This window comes from Stenotrophomonas sp. B1-1, from assembly GCF_010894375.1.
Taxonomy (GTDB): Bacteria; Pseudomonadota; Gammaproteobacteria; order Xanthomonadales; family Xanthomonadaceae; genus Stenotrophomonas.
The window spans coordinates 130,834-148,331 of record NZ_JAAIUZ010000004.1 but is presented as its reverse complement, the minus strand read 5'-3'; the positions used below and the strand labels follow the sequence as shown (position 1 = coordinate 148,331).

The following is a 17,498-nucleotide window of genomic DNA, read 5'->3' as shown; positions in this document are numbered from 1 at the left end:
GCCGGAGGGACACCAGTCCCGGTCCGACCCTGCAGGAACGAGGCCTCCCTGGCCCCGTGAAGGCCGGTCAGCCGGCCTGGATCGACTCTTCCGGACGACGCTCCAGCACCTGGTCGACCAGGCCGTAGGCCACCGAGTCGACCGCGCTCTTGAAGTTGTCGCGCTCGGTGTCGCGGGCGATCGTTTCCAGCGACTGGCCGGTGTGCTTGGCCAGCACTTCGTTCAGGCGCGAACGCAGGGTCAGGATCTCGCGGGCGTGGATGTCGATATCGGTCGCCTGGCCCTGGAAGCCGCCCAGCGGCTGGTGGATCATCACGCGCGAGTTCGGCAGCGCATAACGCTTGCCGGCAGCGCCCGAGGCCAGCAGCAGCGCGCCCATCGAAGCGGCCTGGCCGACGCAGATGGTGCTGACGTCCGGCTTGATGTACTGCATGGTGTCGTAGATCGCCATACCGGCGGTGACCACGCCACCGGGCGAGTTGATGTAGATGCTGATGTCCTTTTCCGGGTTTTCCGCTTCCAGGAACAGCAGCTGCGCCACCACCACGTTGGCCATGTGATCGTCGATCGGGCCCACGAGGAAGATCAAGCGCTCCTTCAACAGGCGCGAGTAGATGTCGTAGGCACGCTCGCCGCGGCTGGTCTGCTCGACCACCATGGGCACCATGTTCAGGGCTTTGGTCCGGTTGTCCATTTCGTGAGGTACCTATCTTGGGGGGAAACACCCCCGCGCCAGGGCTGGCGCGGGGTTTGGGACGATCCGCCCGATCTTACTGGCGGATCGCGTCCTGGAACGACAGCTTTTCTTCGGTGTGCTGGGCGCGCTCGGCGATCCAGTCGATCACCTGCTCTTCCATCACACGGTTCTGCAGACCCGACATGAGCTGGGGGTCGTTGCGGTACATCTCAATGACCTGCTCCGGCTCTTCGTAGGTCGAGGCGATCAGGCGCATCGTTTCGTTCAGGCGCTTGGGGTCCAGGCGCAGGTCGTTGCCGCGGGCCACTTCGCCCACCACCAGGCCGACCAGCACGCGCTTGGCAGCGGCGTCCTTGAAGCCTTCATGGGCATCGGCCGGCACCTGGCCAACGTTCTGGCCGTTGCGGCGGGCCTGCTCGACCTGTTGGGCCAGCATGGCGCGGGCTTCGTTCTCGACCAGGCGCGGCGGCATTTCCACCGAGGCGTAGGCAGCGATCAGCTGCTCGCCCACTTCGCGGCGCAGGCGGTTCATCAGCGCGCCCTTCAGTTCGCGCTCCAGGTTGGCGCGGATGTCGCTGCGGAACTGCTCGACGTCGCCGCCCTTCACGCCGAAGCTCTTGATGAAGGCTTCGTCCACCGCCGGCACGACCGGCTCGGACACTTCAGCCACCTTCACGGTGACCTGCACGGTCTTGCCGGCCAGCACCGGCACGCGCCAGTCAGCCGGGAAGTCCACGTCCAGGGTCTTTTCTTCACCCTTGGCCAGGCCGACCAGGCCCTTTTCGATGGTGTCGAACATCATGCCCTGGCCGAGCACGATCGAACCCTTCTCGGTGCCCTCGGCCGGCAGGCGCTCTTCGCCGGCCTGCGACCAGGTTTCCACCGCGACCAGGTCGCCGTCCTGCGCGCCACGGCTGACCGGGGCCCAGGTACGACGCTGGTTCTGCAGGTTTTCGATCATCTGGTCGATGTCGGCATCGGTGATCTCGGCCGAGTGGCGGACCACGGTCAGCTTGCTGACGTCCAGGTCGCCGAAGTCCGGCACCACTTCCACGGTGGCCACGAAGGAAAATTCGCCTTCCTCGCCCTTGTCGATGCGCGGGCTGCCGACGATGCGCAGGTCGTGCTCACGCACGGCCGCGTCGAAGGTTTCGCGCAGCAGGCCGTCCAGCGCCTCGCCACGGACCTGCGCGCCGAAACGCTGCTCGATCACCTTGGCCGGCACCTTGCCCGGACGGAAACCCTTGATGCGGGTGGTACGGGCGATTTCGCCCAGGCGGCCGTTGATGTGGCTCTGCAGACGGTCTTCCGGCAGCGAGAAGCTCAGGCGGCGTTCCAGGTTGCCGGTGGATTCGATAGAAGCTTGCATGTTGACTCCTGCCACCGGTGGCGCCCTGGCCCCCGGCTCGATGATGGATGAATCGGTTGTAAGGACACGGCGTCTGGGACGCGCCTGCATTGCCGCAGCCCTTTAGTTTCGCCCAATTCGGCGTGCACTGCCAGCGCGCGGCGGTCAAGCGGCCGCGCAGGGCCCGATCAGGGCGGGGACAGGCCGGCACTGGTGCGAAAGGGGGGACTCGAACCCCCACGCCTTGCGGCACTGGAACCTAAATCCCGAAGCCCCTGCCGATTAGTCCTGACCACTCAACTACTTACAGCTTTCCAGTCTATCAGGTGACGCTTCGGGTGACATATAGGTGACGCCGGGTGCCACGACAGGTGACACCAGGTGACGCCGAATAAAGTGGTCATCTTCGGCGGACCTCCTCCTAGGACAACCATTCAGAACTACTCATTGCTGTTCACCACCGAGGACTACTACAGTTCCACATAGGTCCACCCAGGACCAACAACCGAACCACTCAGGACCGTACCGGGCAGCCCCCGGTGCGGTCCTCCCGTTTTGACTTTTGCATCCCCCGAGGGCAAACGATGACGACTTGGCAAGAGAACGACCTGCACGCCGCCCAGCTCGAACTGGAGAAGGAAAGCACCAGCCTGGGCATTGCCCGCTACGAGAAGATCAGGGAGCAGCGCCAGGAGGCCGAGACCGGCCCCGGCCGCAAGCTGGTCATGGAGAGCATCGACGCCACCGCCGCCGCGATCATGGCGTTCGTGGCCGAAGCCGACACCGGCAAGCCGGGCAAGCGCCACGCCGCCCTCAAGTTCATCCGCCACCTGAACCCCCACGCCCTCGCCTATCTGACCAGCTTCACCTGCGTCAACGCGCTGGTCGCCGATCACCGCAAGGCGGTGTCCGTGGCGATCACCCTGGGCCACGAGGTAGCCAACGAGATCAACTTCTCCCTGCTCCGCGAGAAGCACCCCGGCCTGTACCGGGTGGTCCAGGAGCAGCTCAAGAAGTCCACCTCGGCCAGGCACTCCACCGCCGTCATGCGGCACGTCATCGCCGACGCCGAGTTCGCCCCCGAGGACGACAAGCGCCTCTACCTGTCCGACAAGGACGCGCTGCTGGTGGGCATGAAGCTCATCGAGCTGTTCGTCGAGGCAACCGGGCTGGTCGAGCTGGTCACCGTGGCCGAGCGAGGCAAGCGCCACCTGCTCATCGCCGGGAATCAGAAGGTGCTCGACTGGCTGACCAAGGCCCACGACAGCGCCGCCCTGTACCAGCCGGTGCTGATGCCGATGGTCGTCCCGCCCCGTCCGTGGACCACGCCCCGCGACGGCGGCTACCTGACCGACATCGGCGGCCGGGCTGACCTCGTGCGTACCCGCAACCGCGCCTACAAGCGCGAGCTGGCGCTGGTCGATATGCCCAACGTTTACCAGGCCCTCAACGCCATCCAGGCAACCGCCTGGAAGGTGAACGTGCCCGTCCTGGAGGTAATGCGCGAGCTGTGGAACGCAGGCGGCGGTGTCGCCGGGCTGCCGGAGCGCGAGCTGATGGACCTGCCGAGCCGCCCTGCCCTGCTGGAGACCGACCCGGACTACTTCAAGGAGCACCACGCCGACGAGTTCAAGGAATGGAAGCGCGACCGCGCCAAGGTCTACGAGGCCAACGCACGCAGCGTGTCCACCCGCCTCGCCGCCGCGCAGAAGATCGCCCTGGCGGAGAAGTTCGCCGAGTACCCCGCGATCTACTTCCCGCACAACCTCGACTTCCGCGGCCGGTGCTACCCCCTGCCCCCGACGCTGACCCCGCAGGGTGATGATGCGGCCAAGGGCCTGCTGACGTTCGCCCAAGGCGTGCCGCTCGGCGAGGACGGTGCCTACTGGCTCGCCATCCACGTCGCCAACTGCTTCGGCGTGGACAAGGTGTCGTTCGAGGAGCGCGTGGCCTGGGTGCGCGAGCACGAGGAGCAGATTCTCGACAGCGCCCTCGATCCGCTGGACGGCCAACGCTTCTGGATGGACGCCGACAGCCCGTTCTGCGCGCTGGCCGCGTGCTTCGAGTGGCTCGGCTACAGCCTCAACGGCCGCGATCACGTCTCCCATCTGCCCATCGCGCTCGACGGCTCCTGCAACGGCCTCCAGAACTTCTCGGCCATGCTCCGCGACTCCGTGGGCGGCGCAGCCACCAACCTGATCCCGCAGCCGAAGCCCGCCGACATCTATTCGCGCGTGAAGGACGTGGCCCAGGAGAAGCTGCGCGCCCGTGCCGAGAGCGGCGACCCGCTGGCGATCAAGCTGGACGGCCAGCTGACCCGCGACATCGTGAAGCAGCCGGTGATGACGCTGCCCTACGGCGTCACGAAGTCGGGCATGCGCGCCCAGGTGCTCTCCAAGTTCAAGAAGCTGGGCATGGAGGACGATTGGGAGACCGCCGAGTACCTGGCGACCCTGCTGTGGGAGTGCATCGGCGAGGTCGTGATCGCAGCCCGCGCGGCGATGGACTGGCTGCGTGACGCCTCCAAGGTCGCCTCGTCGGCCGACCTGCCGGTGAGCTGGACGACCCCCGCTGGCTTCCCGGTCCTCCAGGAGTACCGCGAGGAGGAAGGCGTCCGCATCCGGCCGCACGTCGGAGGCCGCGAGGTGAATTTAGTGGTCAACATCGGCGGTACTAAGCTCGACCGTCGCAGGCAGACCCTCGGGATCAGCCCGAACTTCGTCCACTCCTGCGACGCCAGCCACATGATGCTGACCACCTGCCTCGCGGCAGAGAACGGCATCGAGTCGTTCGCCATGATCCACGACTCCTACGGTACGCACGCGGGCCAGGCAGCAATCCTCGCCGCCGCACTCCGGCAGGCGTTCGTCGATCAATACAGCGGCGACGTACTGGCCGACTTCCGACAGCAACTCGTCGAGCAGCTCCCGCCAGAAGCGGCAGAGAAACTCCCACCCCTCCCGCCGCATGGCGACCTGGACCTCAGCCTGGTGCTGGAGTCGCGCTATTTCTTTGCCTAGTCCATCCCCCTTTGGCAATTGATACCCCAAGCGAGAACATCAACATGAGCATCAACTACCAGCACGCACTGAACACCTACGTTGCCCAGGACCACTTCGGTGTGGTCCTCGGCGTCTACAACCCGGCCGAACACGGCACGGTCGAGGAGTTCAAGCACCGCATGACGGAGCTGCACGCAGGTGCGTGATCGCGTCATCGACGGACTGCACTCACGTTCTGCCGAGAGCGCCGCACGCGGCGCTTTCGTCGTGATCGACAGCGTGCAGTCCCTCGGCCACCCGGCCGATCAGGTGATCGGTTTGGCGTGCGCCTTCAAGAACTTCTGCGAAGTGCTCGGCCTCGATCCGATGGAAGTGCTGCGGGTCGTCTCGCGCATGGAGCAGGACTGCCGCTACCGGCAGGTCAACACCCTCAACGCCGTGCGCCGCTACGCGGAGCGCGAGCTGAAACCGCACTACCCGTGATGCGTGACCCGATCACCGACGCCTTCATCGACGAGGCGCTCATCGGCTTCGACATCAACGAAGCCTTCGGCATTTCCGCCGACACCCCGCTGACCGCCGCCGCTGACCTGTGGCGCGCGGGCATCTATCTCCCGACCAACTACGAGACCGACAACTGATGGCAACCAAGAAGCGCGAACGATTCGTCTCCCCCAAGGGCACCGCCGTGTGGCCGCGCCTGAACGAACCGGACACCAAGTTCAAGCCGGAAGGCGAATACACCGTGAGCCTGGCGTTCGACCCGAACGACAAGGACTTCAAGGCGCTGGCGAAGAAGCTGGAAACCCGGCGCGACGAGCTGTTCCAGGAGTTCCTGAGCGAGAACCCGAAGAAGAAGAAGGGTGCCGAAGTGGCCCCGGTGTTCACCGAAGAAACCGACGAGAACGGCGATGACACCGGCCGCGTGCTGGTGAAGTTCAAGATGAAGGCCAGCGGCGTCAGCAAGCGCACCGGCAAGAAGTTCACCATGCGCCCGGACATCTTCGACGCCCGCGGCAAGAAGATCGACAACCCGCCGCAGATCGGCGGCGGCAGCGAACTCAAGGTCTCCTACGAGATCGGCGGCTCGTTCGTCGAATCGGCCAAGAAGTTCTACCTGACCTGCTACATGGTCGCCGTCCAGGTGATCGAGCTGGTCGAGTTCGGCCAGCGCAACGCCAAGGACTACGGCTTCGGTGAGGAGGACGGCTACGAGGCCGCCGACAGCGCGCCGTTCAGCGACAGCGATGACGACTCGGACGACGACAGCGACTCCGACGACGAGGGCGATGACGGCGACTACTGATCCGCTGTCGGTCATCGTGGACACCGCGAGGGGGGCCAAGCATTTGGCCTCCCTCACGTTCCCGTTTGACCCGGTGCCCGCCTCGCGCCCGAAGGTTTCGCGCTGGGGCGTCTACTACGGCAAGACCTACAAGACCTGGAAGGAAGCCGCAGAAAAGCATCTGCCAGCCGGTGACCTGGACCTGTCGCCGACCGATCCGGTTTTAGTGGTCATCATCGCGGTATGCAAACGCGCCAAGACCTCGAAGGCCGCGTTTCCCAAGGGCGACGTGGACAACCTCGCCAAGGGGCCGATGGACGTTGTGACCAAAGCCACCGGCTATTGGGCCGACGACAAGCAAGTCATGTGGCTGCTCTCCGGTAAGCGCTGGGCGCAGCCGGACGAAGAACCACGCACCGAAGTCCACCTCTACAAGCTCTAAGTGCGCCTCAAACCTCTGGAATCGGTAGAGGCGCTGTTCGTCCTCGCCAGCATGACCCGCCCCGAGCAGGTCACGACCGGCGAAGAACTCGCACGCCTGCACCGCTCGCAGGGCTACTCGAAGATCGCCGTCCACTTCGTCATCGAACGTGACGGCTCGATCTACGACGGTCGCCCGCTGAATCAGCCCGGCGCTCTCGCCGGTAAGCACAACCAATCCGCATACCAAGTCTGCCTCCTGGGCGGCGTCAACGACGCCATGCAGCCCGAGGACAACTTCACCGAAGCCCAACACGCCGCGCTGCGACGCCTGCTCGCCGCCTACGGCAAGCCCGTCGTGTGGGCACCTGACTTCCCTCGATAGGAGAACCCAACGTGAAACCGCTGCCCCCGCAAACCCAGGTCGTCCTGGATCACCTGCGTCGCCACTCGCACCTGACCTCGTGGCAGGCCGAAGGCGTCTACCGCATCCGCCGCCTCGCCTCGCGCGTCGATGAGCTGCGCGCTGCTGGCTTCGAGATCGAAACGCAGACCTGCGAGGACGCCTCGGGGCAGCGGTACACGCGCTATCGCCTGTCGCGCCGTCAGCGCCGCAGCAAGGCTCCGCTCCTGGAAGCCCGCCGCGCTCCGAAGCAGTACCGCGTCGATGCGCTGCTCCAGCTGTATCGCAACTACTGCACCGACGAGCTGGGCCTCGACGCCAACGATGCGACCGAAGAAGTCGCCGCATTCACCAAGTTCCTGCTGGAGAAGAACGCATGACCAACACCGCCACCACCGTCATTCCGTCCGCGATGCGCCTGGCCTTCGAGCGCGCATGGGCGCGCGCCGACAAGCCCTTCCGCGGCCTGGGCCGCACCGTCAAGGGTGCGCTGAATCGTCGCCTCGGCATTTCCTACCGCAAGCGCATGTGGTCCGTGGAGCGTGCAAAGCGCTGACTCCGAATACCTCCACAAAGAGCCGTGCCCGAACTGCGGCAGCAAGGACAATCTTGCGCGCTACAGCGACGGGCACGGCTACTGCTTCGGCTGCGGTCACTACGAGCCAGCCGAAGGCGAGGAGGTCTCTCAACCCACCAGCAGGAAAACCATGAGCGACTTTGCGAAGGGTGAACCGCAAGCCCTGGCGAAGCGCGGTATCACTGAGGAAGCATGCCGTAAGTACGGCTACTGGATCGGCAAGGACAAGCACGGCAAGACCGTGCAGATCGCCAACTACAAGCGCGATGGCGGCATCGTCGCGCAGAAGCTCCGCTACCCCGACAAGAAGTTCTCGTTCATCGGCGACTCGAAGGCGTGCGGGCTGTTCGGCCAGCACCTCTACGAACCGGGGCGACGCCTCGTCATCACCGAAGGCGAGATCGACGCGCTCTCCGTGGCGCAGGCACTCGGCCTCCGCTGGCCGGTGGTGTCCGTCCCGAACGGGGCGCAAGGCGCAGCCAAGTCCATCAAGCGCGAGCTGGAGTGGGTCAACGGCTTCGACGAGGTTGTGCTCATGTTCGATATGGACGAACCGGGCCAGGCCGCCGCGCAGGAAGTGGCGCTGCTGCTGACTCCCGGTAAGGCCAAGATCGCACAGCTCCCAGCGAAAGACCCGAACGAGCTGCTCCAGCGTGGCGACGCCGAGGCGATCACTCGCGCCATCTACGAAGCGCAGACCAAGCGCCCCGATGGCGTGGTGACGTTCGGCTCCCTCAAGGAGAAGGCACTCAAGCCGGTCTCGATGGGCATGCCCTGGCACGACCCGCGCCTCACCGCGCTGACCTACGGCAAGCGGTACGGCGAGGTCTACACGTTCGGCGCAGGCACCGGCATCGGCAAGACCGACTGGCTGATGGAGGAAGCAGCCTTCATCGCGCAGGAAACCGGCGACCGTGTTGGCCTGTTCTTCCTGGAGCAGCAGCCGGTCGAGACGGCGAAGCGCATGGCAGGCAAGGTTGCAGGCCGCCGCTTCCACGTTCCCGATGGGAGCTGGACGCAGGAGGAACTGGAAGCCGCGTTCGAGATTCTCGACAAGGGCCAGGTGTTCATCTACGACCACTTCGGCTCGTCCGAGTGGGACGTGATCGAAGCCAAGATGGCCCACATGGTTGTCGCCGAGGGCGTCAAGCACATCGTCCTCGACAACCTCACGTCGTTCGCGGCCGGTGCCGAGGACGAGCGGAAGATGCTGGAGGACACGATGGCGAAGATCGCGCAGTTCGCGCAGCGCCACCTCATCTGCATCTACCTGGTCTCGCACCTCGCCACGCCGGAGGGCAAGCCCCACGAGGAAGGCGGGCGCGTGATGCTCCGTCACTTCAAGGGCAGCCGCGCGATTGGCTTCTGGACGCACTTCGCGTTCGGCCTGGAGCGCAACACGCAGGCCGAGAACGAGGCCGAGCGCAACTGCACGACCTTCCGCGTCCTCAAGGATCGCTTCACCGGCCAGTCGAACGGCCAGGTTCTCTACTACAGCTACGACCACGCGTCCGGCCGTCTGCTCAATGCAGATGCTCCGGGCGAATACGGCGACTTCGCCGACGAGTCATCCGATGTATCCACCTCCGACTACTGACGGCCGCTCGGTCGTCGGCTTCATCCCAGCTGATGCGCCGCTCTCCTTCGCTGAGAGCCTCGTTCTCCCCTACCAACTCCCGCGCTCCGACCAAGCCTGCCGTGTCATGTACGGCAAGCCTGGGCGGCGCGTGGTCATCCACATCAAAGCCGAGGAACTACCCCAATGAAAGAGATCGTCGCCATCGCAATCGACCTGCTGACCGCTCCGTTCCGCAAGGACACCGTGACCGACGTGGTGAAGGTGCTGGAGGGCCAGGTGGACAAGCTGTTCAAGATCAGCGCCGACCGCATCGCCACCGCCTCGACGCTGCGCGACAAGGCCGATGTCCTGCACTCGCAGGCCGACGAGCACGAGGAAGAAGCCGAGCGCGCACTGCGTGTCGCCGAGCGCTTCACCAACCTGATCCGCTAAGGGACCAACCATGACTGCCGAGCAACACGCTCGGTCCCTGTTCGACGTGTTGCCGGCCGAAGTCCGCCACCTGGTCATCCTGGGTGGCGGAAGCCTGCGCGCGTTCTACGACGGGACCGAAATCAAGGACATCGACTGCTTCTTCGTGTCACTTGCGAGCTACACCTACGTGGCCGCGTACCTGAGCGGCCGTAGCGACTGGACCAGCGAAGCCGCTCCGAACGGTATCCGCAACTTCCGCTCGCCCGAGGGTCACCTCGTGAGCCTGATCGGCTTCGAGTTCGGCACGCCGCATGAGCACTGCGCCCGCTTCGATCTGCGGTGCTGCGCCCATGTCGCAATCTACGAACCCAGCACCGACGAGGTGGTGGTCGTATCCCTCGAAGGCGCGGTTGCCGACGCATCGGAGAAGCTGCTTTTCGTGCTGAACAACAACGGCACCGAGCGCACCATCCGCCGCATTACGCACTACGTCGAGGACTACGGCTACACGCTGCACCCCGACCAGCCCGAGCAGGACGAACTGTTCGAGGACGACGACTTCCCCGGCCACGCGCCGCAGGGCGTCCACACGCCGCCGAAGGCTCCCGAGCCGGAGTACATCCTCCGCGCCCGCCGCCGCGTCCGCGCAATCCCCGTAACCAACCACGGCTACCCGTAAGGAGGACCGCCGTTGATCCTCGTATTCGACTGCGAGACCAATGGCCTCCTCGACGAACTTGACACGATCCACTGCATTTCCCTCCAAGAGGTAGATGAGACAGGCGCACCGCGCGGTCCCATCCTGTCCGCCAACGATCACGGCACGGGCGAAATGACAGTCCGTCAGGCCGTCGAGAGGCTCAAGAAGGCCAAGCGCGTTGTCGGCCACAACATCGCCGGATTCGACATTCCGGCTATCGCCAAGGTGTTCCCGGACTTCAAGGTCCAGGCGTACTTCGACACGTTGCTGATGTCCACGCTGGTCTACCCGGACCTCAAGGACCGCGACTTCAAGGCCCGCAAGAAGCAGGGAGCGAACCCGGTGTTGCCGGGCAAGCTGATCGGCCGCCACGCCCTCGAAGCGTGGGGCTACCGCCTCGGTCGCTGGAAAGGCGACTACGCGGCGCAGATGGCCGCACGCGGCCTCGACCCCTGGGCACAGTGGTCTCAGGAAATGGACGACTACTGCGACCAGGACGTTGCGGTCACGCAAGCGCTGTTCGCGTTGCTGGTGAGCAAGGGCCTCCCTACCGAGGCCATCGAGCTGGAGCAGGCCGTCGCGCCGATCCTCTCGCGTCAGCAGCGCTACGGCTACCTGTTCGATCAGGAGAAGGCGCGTGAGCTGGAGTGCATCCTCGTGTCCCGGCGCACTGCGCTGGAGGCCGAGCTGCGCAAGGTCATTCCGCCGTGGAAGGTGGTGAAGCGCAAGTTCGTACCGAAGCGCGACGACAAGCGCCGCGGTTACGTCAAGGGCGTGGAGGTCACGACCTACAAGGACGTGGTGTTCAACCCGGCAAGCCGCCAGCACATCGCTGACCGCTTGACTGCAATGTACGGCTGGCAGCCCCAGGAGTTCACCGAGAAGGGCCAGCCGAAGATCGACGAAGAAGTCCTGGGCGCGCTCAAGTTCCCGATCATCCCGCTCCTGCTGGAGCACTTCATCGTCAACAAGCGCCTCGGCCAGCTCGCCGAAGGCGACGAGGCGTGGCTCAAGGCCATCAAGAAGGACGGCCGCATCCACGGCAGCGTGAATCAGAACGCAGCGGTGACCGGCCGCATGACGCACTCGAAGCCGAACATCGCTCAGGTGCCGAAGGTCCAGCACTCGAAGGAGAAGGGAATCCTCAAGGGCCAGGAAGGCGGCTACGGATTCGAGTGCCGCTCGTTGTTCTGCGTCCCAACAGGGAAGCTCCAGGTCGGCGCGGACGCCTCGGGATTGGAGCTGCGCTGCCTGGCGCACTTCATGGCAAAGCACGACGGCGGCGAGTACGCCAAGGTCATCCTCGAAGGCGACATCCACTCCGTCAACCAATCGGCGGCAGGACTGCCCACCCGCGACAACGCCAAGACCTTCATCTACGCCTTCCTCTATGGGGCGGGCGACGCGAAGCTCGGCTCCATCGTGGGCAAGGGACGCCAGGCCGGGGCGAAGCTCCGCTCCAAGTTCCTGGCCGGGCTGCCTGCGCTGGAGAAGCTGGTACGTGGGGTCAAGAAGCGGGCGGCCGAGAAGGGATACCTGATCGGTCTCGACGGCCGGAAGCTGCACATCCGCAGCGACCACGCCGCGCTCAATACCCTGCTCCAGTCGGCCGGTGCGCTGGTGATGAAGAAAGCCCTGGTGATCCTCGACGCCGACCTGCAAGCCGCAGGGTTGGTGCCGGGCGTCCACTACGAGTTCCTCGCCAACGTCCATGACGAGTGGCAGATCGAAGTGGACGAGGACAAGGCCGAGTTCGTGGGCAAGACCGCCCAGGCTGCCATCCGCAAGGCTGGCGATCACTTCGGCTTCCGCTGTCCGCTGGATGGCGAGTTCAAGATCGGAAGGAATTGGGCCGAGACGCACTGACCCGCGGCAAGCGGGACATTGCACTCGCCCTGGTGCGCCAAGCGAAACGCCGGGCAGCAAGGAAGGGACTGCCGTTCGACCTCACGTCGGACGACATCGTGGTCCCCGACTTCTGCCCGGCGCTGGGCATCCCGCTGTACCGCGCTGTCGGGCGCAAGGCCCAAGGCCCCAACTCACCCACGCTCGACCGCATCGAACCTGACCTCGGCTACGTCCGGGGCAACGTGCGCGTGATCTCCGCACGCGCGAATCAGATCAAGTCCGACGCGACTCCCTCGGAGCTTCTGCGAGTCGCCTGTTACGTCCAAGAGAACCGATGAACCCAACCAACATCCTGCGCGCCCTCGCGGCGCTGCTGGTCGTTGCCGCGCTCGCGGCTGGCGGCTTCGCAGCCTGGAAGTACACCGCAATGGCCCAGCGCGTGACGGAGCTGGAGGAGTCGGCAAAGGAACTGGCCGACCTCAAGCAGACCGTCGAGACCCTCAACCGCGAAGCCGTGCGCCGCTCTGCCTTCGATGCAGCGCTGCGGAACGCCCGCGCCACCACCAACCGCTCTGTGGAGATTGCAGCAAATGCTGACCCGGAAACTGGCGATTACCTGTCTCGCCGCATTCCTGACGAGCTGCGCCGCGCACACCTCGAAAGTCGTGCCGGAGCAGTTCCTCCAGCCGACCGTCATTGAGGGCACGCACTCCTCACTCGACGCCGTGATGGCTGACCCGACCACCACCACCTACGACCTCTACCGCTTCGGCGGCAACGCCGAGGACGGCCTCCTGCGCTGCAACGCCGACAAGGCGAGCGCCCTGGAAGTCCTCAAGGAGAACCGAAAGTGACCCGTCCCTACACCCTTCACCTTGTCGGCGGTCCCGCTGACGGGCAGAAGCACCTCGTCCGTGATTGCTCCGGCTGCTTCCGCGTCGCCGAGGCACCCGAGCTGGAAATGTGGCGGCAGGGTGACATCACGCCCGACCGCGTGATCGCCAAGGTCCACACCTACGTCATCCGCCAAGTCGGCCGCAACTGCGTCGTCGGCATCCACGAGAGCATGGCATGAAGCGCGCACTTCTGATCCTGGCGCTGTGCGCTGGCCTCGCTGCGTGCGACATGAAGCCCTGGCCGCCACGCGCCGATTACGGCTCGTGCCTGAAAGGGCACACCGAGAGTGGCCTGATGCTGATCCCCAACAGCAATGGCGGATTCTCGTACATCCCCACCAGCGATTACGTCTGCGACGAGTACGAGTACCCGCTCGGTGACGGCCCGGAGTACCAGGCCGGGATGAAGCGCTACGCCGCCGAGCTACAGGCGTGGTACGAGCGCCACCCGGAGGAGCGGCCGTGACTTCCTACGTCACCTATCGACCTCCGCAGGCGGCCGGTTCCTGGGTCATCGGCGGTAACTTCTTCGTGCAGGTCCGGGAGCGTCCGAACTGGCTGCACCGCTGGTTCGCGCTGGCGTTCCTGGGATGGCAGTGGGTGGACGCATGAACAAGCGCGGCCCGCTGCTGCTGATCGACGCCGACGTGCTGCGCTACCAGCTCGCGTTCTCGAACACCGCGAACATCGACTGGAACGGCGACGGCAACAAGGTCGAAGCGATCCAGCCCGAGCGCGCGAAGGCGAAGCTGGAGGACTACATCGACGAGATCGTCGAGAAGTTCGGCGCGCGTGATTACCTGCTGGCCCTGTCCTGCAAGAAGCACAACTTCCGCAAGGACATCGACCCCACCTACAAGCTCAACCGTGCCAGCAAGGACAAGCCTGCCCTGTGGTACGTGCTCGACGAGTTCGTCTACGACGAGTTCGGCGACAAGATCGTGGAGATCGAGAACCTGGAAGGTGACGACGTGCTGGGCCTACTGGCCTCGCACCCGAATCCGAAGCGCGCGCCAGGCAGCCGCATCGTCGTGTCCATCGACAAGGACATGCAGACGATCCCCGGCATCCGTCTCTACAACCCCAACCGTCCCGACGTGGGCGTCCGGCCGATCTCGGCTCACGACGCTGACCTGTTCTGGATGAAGCAGGTGCTCACGGGCGACCAGGTGGACAACTACCCCGGCTTCCCCGGCATCGGCCACAAGGGCGCGGACGAGCTGCTCATGCCCATCCACGAGGCGTACCGCGATGCGTCCGTCGAGGAGCACCTCGGCGCGCTGTGGAACACCGTCGTCACCACCTACACCACCCGCATCCCCCGCGGCGGCACCGAGCCGCTGACAGAGCATGACGCCCTGGTGCAGGCGCGCCTCGCGCGCATCCTGCGCTACGGCGACTACAGCCCCTCCAATCGAACGGTGAGGCTGTGGTCGCCCCCGGTTACTTCCGGTCCAAGAAGCGAATCTGCGGCGGCTCGGCGAGGATCACCTGACCGTTATCCAACTCAACGATAGCGCGGGTTACAGGAATTGCGTTGTTGCCATCGTCGTAGGTGACGTCGCGGCCCCACTCGACGAATGTCCCCTGCTCGGTCTTGTGTAGGTACTTGATCTCGACGCGACGCTTTTCGTCAGCCATTTGCTTTTCTCCTTGTTGGTTGTGACCCCGGCATTCCGGTGCCGTGGCGATTATGTCCGAACGGACGCACGTCAGGTAATCGGCAATGTGCGAAAGATGAACAAACTTATCCAACCTCAGCAACATCGCGCTTCGGCCCGCCTCGTGCGGGCCTTTCCTTTTCTGGAGTCCCCATGAAGATCATCGGAATCACCGGCCGCGCCCGTAGCGGCAAAGACACCCTGGCCGAGTTCCTGGTCAGCGACCACGGCTTCGTGAAGCTGTCCTTCGCGGCCCCGATCCGCGCCTTCGTGGCGGACATCACCGGCCTGCCGGTGTCCGCGATGGAGGACGGCCCGCTCAAGGAGGAGCCGCTCGACTGGCTCAACGGGCAGACCCCGCGCCGCCTGATGCAGACCGTGGGCACCGAGTGGGGCCGCGAAATGATCGACCGCGACCTGTGGGTCAAGGTGGTCGCGCAGAAGATCCGTCAGGCCCGCCGCGACGGCGCTGCTGGCGTCGTGGTGTCGGACGTTCGCTTCGACAACGAGGCGCAGTTCATCCGTGAGTGGGGCGGCCAGGTGGTCCAGGTGCTCCGCGACAGCGCGGCCCCGGTCTCGGCGCATGCCTCCGAGGCAGGCGTCCACGGCGACCTGATCGACACCGTGATCGACAACAACCGCCCGATCCACCGCCTGCGGATGGTCGCGGAATCGCTGGCCCGACTCTAAGGGTTTAGTGGTCATCATCGGGGGAAACGACAGTTTCCCCACCTATTCATAACCCAGGAGTTCTATGCAAATCCCTCTGCACTCCTACGACCTGATCGACCTCCTGGACGAACTGCACCCCGAAGTGATCTACGACCCCGCCCAGCCGAAGGAGGAGTTCCTGCTCCGGCAGGGCGAGCGTCGCCTGATCCTTCGGCTCAAGGCGCTGCGGAAGGTCGAGCAGATGGATCACCGCGCCCGCTAACCATGTGCAGCAAGCCCAACATGCCGGACCAGCAGGAGAAAGACCCGATCCTGCTGACCCGCCAGGACACCCAGCCGACCGGCCACGCGGCCGATCAGCGGCGTAAGTCCAAGGTCCGCCTGGACCTGAACAACGCTACGCAGTACCAAGGACTGACCATTCCGAATGGCTGACGCCAAGCAGACCTCGGCCGAGAAGCAGACGGCCGCGAAGCGCTACGGCGATCTCAAGTCCAACCGCAAAGAAGCCGAGACGCGCGCCAAGCGCTGCGCCAAGGTCACCCTGCCCCGCCTGTGGGTGGACGAGGGCGCGAAATCGCGCACCCCCGGTTCCGCCTACATCGACACCGGCCCGAAGTGCGTCAACGCCCTGGCCTCGAAGATCGTGCTGGCCTGGCTCCCGCCGAACGCCTCGGTATTCAAGCTCGCGCCTGACCAGGCCGTCGCCGAGAACATCGCCGAGCAGGCTGGCGTGGAGACCTCCGAGCTGGAGGCCGCGCTGGTGGACGTGGAGCGGGTCATCGTCAACGACCTGGAGACCAGCGGCGTCCGCCCGGTCCTCAGCGAGGCAGCCAAGCACGCCATCGTCCTCGGCAACTTCCTGCTCTACGACCCCGACGAGGGCAAGCCGAAGCTGTACCCGCTGACCTCCTACGTGACCGACCGCGATGGCCTGGGCAACGTGCTGGAGATCATCACGCTCGACAAGATCGCCCCGGCCATGCTGCCGGACTCGATCCGCGCGGCGGTGATGCAGAAGCTCGCCCAGGAACGCGACGAAAAGACCAAGAACGACGACGTGAACCTCTACACCTGGGTACGTCGCTCGGAAGATGGCAAGGAGTGGGAAGTGGTCCAGGAGGTCGAGGGCGTCGAAGTGCCCGAGACCGTGGGCACCTACCCCATCGACGCCTGCCCGTGGATTCCCCTGTGCGCCCCGCCGTCCCTCGTGGACGACTACGGCGAGGGCTTGGTCTACGACTACGTGGGCGCGTTCGAGTCGCTGGAGGCGCTGCGCAAGGCGATCCGTAAGGGTGCCGCCGCGCTGGCGAAGATCATCATGTTCCTCAAGCCGACCTCGACGATCCGCGAGCGCCAGCTCACCGAGGCCGAGTCCGGCGCGGTGCTGCGTGGCGAGGCCAGCGACGTGACCACGCTCCAGCTCCAGAAAGCCTACGACCTGAACTTCGTGCGTCAGGAGGCCGAAGGGCTGGCAAACTCGCTGGAGCTGATCTTCGGCGTGAAGTCCGCCGTGCAGCGCCCCGGCGAGCGTGTGACCGCCTACGAAATCCGGGTGCTCACCCAGGAACTCGACGACGCCCTCAGCGGCTTCATGGCGATGTCGGGCGAGCAGCTCTTGCTGCCGCTGATCCGCCGCCGCCTTCACAAGCTCCAGAAGCAGGGTCGCCTGCCCGAGCTGCCGCAGGAACTCATCAAGCCGCGCATCACCGTTGGCATCGCCGCCCTCGGCCGCGGCCACGACCTGAACAAGCTGATCGAGTTCGGTCAGGCAGTGGATGCGCTTGTCGGCGCAGAGGAGAAGGCACGCCGCCTCAACAGTGGCGAGGCGATCTCCCGATTGGCCGCCGCTTCCGACATTTCCACCAAGGGCCTGATCCGCTCCGACGACGAGCTTGCTGCCGAGCAGCAGGACGCCTCGGCGCAGGAGGCGATGGTCCGTGCCGCTCCGAATATCGCCTCAGCGATGACCCAAACCCCGTAACCCCGAGAAGGA

General features: G+C 65.2%; 26 protein-coding genes. 24 read left to right on the top strand and 2 right to left on the bottom strand.

From position 1 onward, the window contains the following. Positions 1-67: 67 nt before the first annotated feature. Both clpP and tig read right to left on the bottom strand, forming a co-directional pair. A complete protein-coding gene (clpP, locus tag G4G00_RS02770; RefSeq protein ID WP_079220811.1) occupies positions 68-694 on the bottom strand; it encodes an ATP-dependent Clp endopeptidase proteolytic subunit ClpP in 627 nt (208 codons plus the stop codon). A 76-nt stretch (positions 695-770) separates the two neighbouring features. After that, positions 771-2,066, bottom strand: coding sequence for a trigger factor (tig, locus tag G4G00_RS02765; protein WP_108748712.1), 1,296 nt, complete (start codon positions 2,064-2,066; stop codon positions 771-773). Positions 2,067-2,629: 563 nt separating this feature from the next. On the opposite strand from tig, the gene G4G00_RS02760 reads away from it, so the two are divergent. The 24 genes from G4G00_RS02760 (at position 2,630) to G4G00_RS02650 (ending at position 17,486) form a co-directional block, all read left to right on the top strand. Next, positions 2,630-5,065, top strand: coding sequence for a DNA-directed RNA polymerase (locus G4G00_RS02760; RefSeq protein WP_005412423.1), 2,436 nt, complete (start codon positions 2,630-2,632; stop codon positions 5,063-5,065). 44 nt (positions 5,066-5,109) lie between these two features. Further along, complete coding sequence (locus tag G4G00_RS02755; protein WP_164073076.1) at positions 5,110-5,253, top strand: hypothetical protein; 144 nt, start codon at positions 5,110-5,112, stop codon at positions 5,251-5,253. Continuing rightward, positions 5,246-5,530, top strand: a complete 285-nt coding sequence (locus tag G4G00_RS02750; protein WP_005412421.1) for a hypothetical protein — start codon at positions 5,246-5,248, stop codon at positions 5,528-5,530. Before G4G00_RS02755 ends, G4G00_RS02750 begins: the two co-directional genes overlap by 8 nt. Continuing rightward, complete coding sequence (locus G4G00_RS02745; RefSeq protein ID WP_164073075.1) at positions 5,530-5,688, top strand: hypothetical protein; 159 nt, start codon at positions 5,530-5,532, stop codon at positions 5,686-5,688. Before G4G00_RS02750 ends, G4G00_RS02745 begins: the two co-directional genes overlap by 1 nt. Beyond that, positions 5,688-6,353, top strand: a complete 666-nt coding sequence (locus tag G4G00_RS02740) for a hypothetical protein (RefSeq protein ID WP_004154595.1) — start codon at positions 5,688-5,690, stop codon at positions 6,351-6,353. The genes G4G00_RS02745 and G4G00_RS02740 overlap by 1 nt, the downstream gene beginning before the upstream one ends. Beyond that, positions 6,337-6,774 carry a RusA family crossover junction endodeoxyribonuclease gene (locus G4G00_RS02735; RefSeq protein ID WP_049444495.1) on the top strand — a complete coding sequence of 146 codons (438 nt, stop codon included), beginning with the start codon at positions 6,337-6,339 and terminating at the stop codon, positions 6,772-6,774. The genes G4G00_RS02740 and G4G00_RS02735 overlap by 17 nt, the downstream gene beginning before the upstream one ends. Continuing rightward, a complete protein-coding gene (locus G4G00_RS02730; RefSeq protein ID WP_004154593.1) occupies positions 6,775-7,137 on the top strand; it encodes an N-acetylmuramoyl-L-alanine amidase in 363 nt (120 codons plus the stop codon). 11 nt (positions 7,138-7,148) lie between these two features. Beyond that, entirely contained in the window at positions 7,149-7,535 is a 387-nt protein-coding gene (locus tag G4G00_RS02725) for a helix-turn-helix domain-containing protein (protein WP_004154592.1), read from the top strand. Beyond that, complete coding sequence (locus G4G00_RS02720) at positions 7,532-7,711, top strand: hypothetical protein (protein ID WP_004154591.1); 180 nt, start codon at positions 7,532-7,534, stop codon at positions 7,709-7,711. Before G4G00_RS02725 ends, G4G00_RS02720 begins: the two co-directional genes overlap by 4 nt. A gap of 151 nt (positions 7,712-7,862) precedes the next feature. Beyond that, complete coding sequence (locus G4G00_RS02715) at positions 7,863-9,329, top strand: toprim domain-containing protein (protein ID WP_005412418.1); 1,467 nt, start codon at positions 7,863-7,865, stop codon at positions 9,327-9,329. A 165-nt stretch (positions 9,330-9,494) separates the two neighbouring features. Further along, positions 9,495-9,743, top strand: a complete 249-nt coding sequence (locus G4G00_RS02710) for a hypothetical protein (RefSeq protein ID WP_005412417.1) — start codon at positions 9,495-9,497, stop codon at positions 9,741-9,743. Positions 9,744-9,753: 10 nt separating this feature from the next. Then, positions 9,754-10,404, top strand: a complete 651-nt coding sequence (locus G4G00_RS02705) for a hypothetical protein (RefSeq protein WP_088476070.1) — start codon at positions 9,754-9,756, stop codon at positions 10,402-10,404. 12 nt (positions 10,405-10,416) lie between these two features. After that, complete coding sequence (locus G4G00_RS02700) at positions 10,417-12,291, top strand: DNA polymerase (RefSeq protein WP_164073071.1); 1,875 nt, start codon at positions 10,417-10,419, stop codon at positions 12,289-12,291. Further along, entirely contained in the window at positions 12,273-12,611 is a 339-nt protein-coding gene (locus G4G00_RS02695; RefSeq protein ID WP_050483582.1) for a hypothetical protein, read from the top strand. The genes G4G00_RS02700 and G4G00_RS02695 overlap by 19 nt, the downstream gene beginning before the upstream one ends. Further along, positions 12,608-12,973: a hypothetical protein gene (locus tag G4G00_RS02690; RefSeq protein WP_005412414.1), complete on the top strand. Its 366-nt coding sequence runs from the start codon at positions 12,608-12,610 to the stop codon at positions 12,971-12,973. The genes G4G00_RS02695 and G4G00_RS02690 overlap by 4 nt, the downstream gene beginning before the upstream one ends. A gap of 28 nt (positions 12,974-13,001) precedes the next feature. Continuing rightward, positions 13,002-13,127, top strand: a complete 126-nt coding sequence (locus G4G00_RS22075; RefSeq protein WP_275426988.1) for a hypothetical protein — start codon at positions 13,002-13,004, stop codon at positions 13,125-13,127. Next, on the top strand, positions 13,124-13,348 hold the full coding sequence (locus tag G4G00_RS02685) for a hypothetical protein (protein ID WP_164073070.1): 225 nt from the start codon (positions 13,124-13,126) through the stop codon (positions 13,346-13,348). Before G4G00_RS22075 ends, G4G00_RS02685 begins: the two co-directional genes overlap by 4 nt. Further along, complete coding sequence (locus G4G00_RS02680; RefSeq protein ID WP_109337041.1) at positions 13,345-13,635, top strand: hypothetical protein; 291 nt, start codon at positions 13,345-13,347, stop codon at positions 13,633-13,635. The genes G4G00_RS02685 and G4G00_RS02680 overlap by 4 nt, the downstream gene beginning before the upstream one ends. Next, on the top strand, positions 13,632-13,781 hold the full coding sequence (locus G4G00_RS02675; protein WP_005412410.1) for a hypothetical protein: 150 nt from the start codon (positions 13,632-13,634) through the stop codon (positions 13,779-13,781). Before G4G00_RS02680 ends, G4G00_RS02675 begins: the two co-directional genes overlap by 4 nt. Next, entirely contained in the window at positions 13,778-14,686 is a 909-nt protein-coding gene (locus G4G00_RS02670) for a phage exonuclease (RefSeq protein WP_240336069.1), read from the top strand. Before G4G00_RS02675 ends, G4G00_RS02670 begins: the two co-directional genes overlap by 4 nt. A 297-nt stretch (positions 14,687-14,983) precedes the next feature. Continuing rightward, positions 14,984-15,520 carry an adenylate kinase gene (locus G4G00_RS02665; RefSeq protein ID WP_164271042.1) on the top strand — a complete coding sequence of 179 codons (537 nt, stop codon included), beginning with the start codon at positions 14,984-14,986 and terminating at the stop codon, positions 15,518-15,520. A gap of 64 nt (positions 15,521-15,584) precedes the next feature. Then, on the top strand, positions 15,585-15,764 hold the full coding sequence (locus tag G4G00_RS02660; protein ID WP_049434071.1) for a hypothetical protein: 180 nt from the start codon (positions 15,585-15,587) through the stop codon (positions 15,762-15,764). Positions 15,765-15,784: 20 nt separating this feature from the next. Further along, entirely contained in the window at positions 15,785-15,937 is a 153-nt protein-coding gene (locus G4G00_RS02655) for a hypothetical protein (protein WP_005412406.1), read from the top strand. Further along, positions 15,930-17,486 carry a portal protein gene (locus G4G00_RS02650; RefSeq protein WP_005412405.1) on the top strand — a complete coding sequence of 519 codons (1,557 nt, stop codon included), beginning with the start codon at positions 15,930-15,932 and terminating at the stop codon, positions 17,484-17,486. Before G4G00_RS02655 ends, G4G00_RS02650 begins: the two co-directional genes overlap by 8 nt. The last annotated feature ends 12 nt before the right edge of the window (positions 17,487-17,498 follow it).

Coding starts and splice junctions, on each gene's coding strand:
- clpP (WP_079220811.1), bottom strand. CDS start 694: ATGGACAACCGGACCAAAGCCCTGAACATGGTGCCCATGGTGGTCGAG.
- G4G00_RS02755 (WP_164073076.1), top strand. CDS start 5,110: ATGAGCATCAACTACCAGCACGCACTGAACACCTACGTTGCCCAGGAC.
- G4G00_RS02665 (WP_164271042.1), top strand. CDS start 14,984: ATGAAGATCATCGGAATCACCGGCCGCGCCCGTAGCGGCAAAGACACC.
- G4G00_RS02735 (WP_049444495.1), top strand. CDS start 6,337: ATGACGGCGACTACTGATCCGCTGTCGGTCATCGTGGACACCGCGAGG.
- G4G00_RS02650 (WP_005412405.1), top strand. CDS start 15,930: ATGGCTGACGCCAAGCAGACCTCGGCCGAGAAGCAGACGGCCGCGAAG.
- G4G00_RS02655 (WP_005412406.1), top strand. CDS start 15,785: ATGCCGGACCAGCAGGAGAAAGACCCGATCCTGCTGACCCGCCAGGAC.
- G4G00_RS02720 (WP_004154591.1), top strand. CDS start 7,532: ATGACCAACACCGCCACCACCGTCATTCCGTCCGCGATGCGCCTGGCC.
- G4G00_RS02740 (WP_004154595.1), top strand. CDS start 5,688: ATGGCAACCAAGAAGCGCGAACGATTCGTCTCCCCCAAGGGCACCGCC.
- G4G00_RS02690 (WP_005412414.1), top strand. CDS start 12,608: ATGAACCCAACCAACATCCTGCGCGCCCTCGCGGCGCTGCTGGTCGTT.
- G4G00_RS22075 (WP_275426988.1), top strand. CDS start 13,002: ATGGCTGACCCGACCACCACCACCTACGACCTCTACCGCTTCGGCGGC.
- tig (WP_108748712.1), bottom strand. CDS start 2,066: ATGCAAGCTTCTATCGAATCCACCGGCAACCTGGAACGCCGCCTGAGC.
- G4G00_RS02745 (WP_164073075.1), top strand. CDS start 5,530: ATGCGTGACCCGATCACCGACGCCTTCATCGACGAGGCGCTCATCGGC.
- G4G00_RS02760 (WP_005412423.1), top strand. CDS start 2,630: ATGACGACTTGGCAAGAGAACGACCTGCACGCCGCCCAGCTCGAACTG.
- G4G00_RS02680 (WP_109337041.1), top strand. CDS start 13,345: ATGAAGCGCGCACTTCTGATCCTGGCGCTGTGCGCTGGCCTCGCTGCG.
- G4G00_RS02705 (WP_088476070.1), top strand. CDS start 9,754: ATGACTGCCGAGCAACACGCTCGGTCCCTGTTCGACGTGTTGCCGGCC.
- G4G00_RS02660 (WP_049434071.1), top strand. CDS start 15,585: ATGCAAATCCCTCTGCACTCCTACGACCTGATCGACCTCCTGGACGAA.
- G4G00_RS02710 (WP_005412417.1), top strand. CDS start 9,495: ATGAAAGAGATCGTCGCCATCGCAATCGACCTGCTGACCGCTCCGTTC.
- G4G00_RS02670 (WP_240336069.1), top strand. CDS start 13,778: ATGAACAAGCGCGGCCCGCTGCTGCTGATCGACGCCGACGTGCTGCGC.
- G4G00_RS02715 (WP_005412418.1), top strand. CDS start 7,863: ATGAGCGACTTTGCGAAGGGTGAACCGCAAGCCCTGGCGAAGCGCGGT.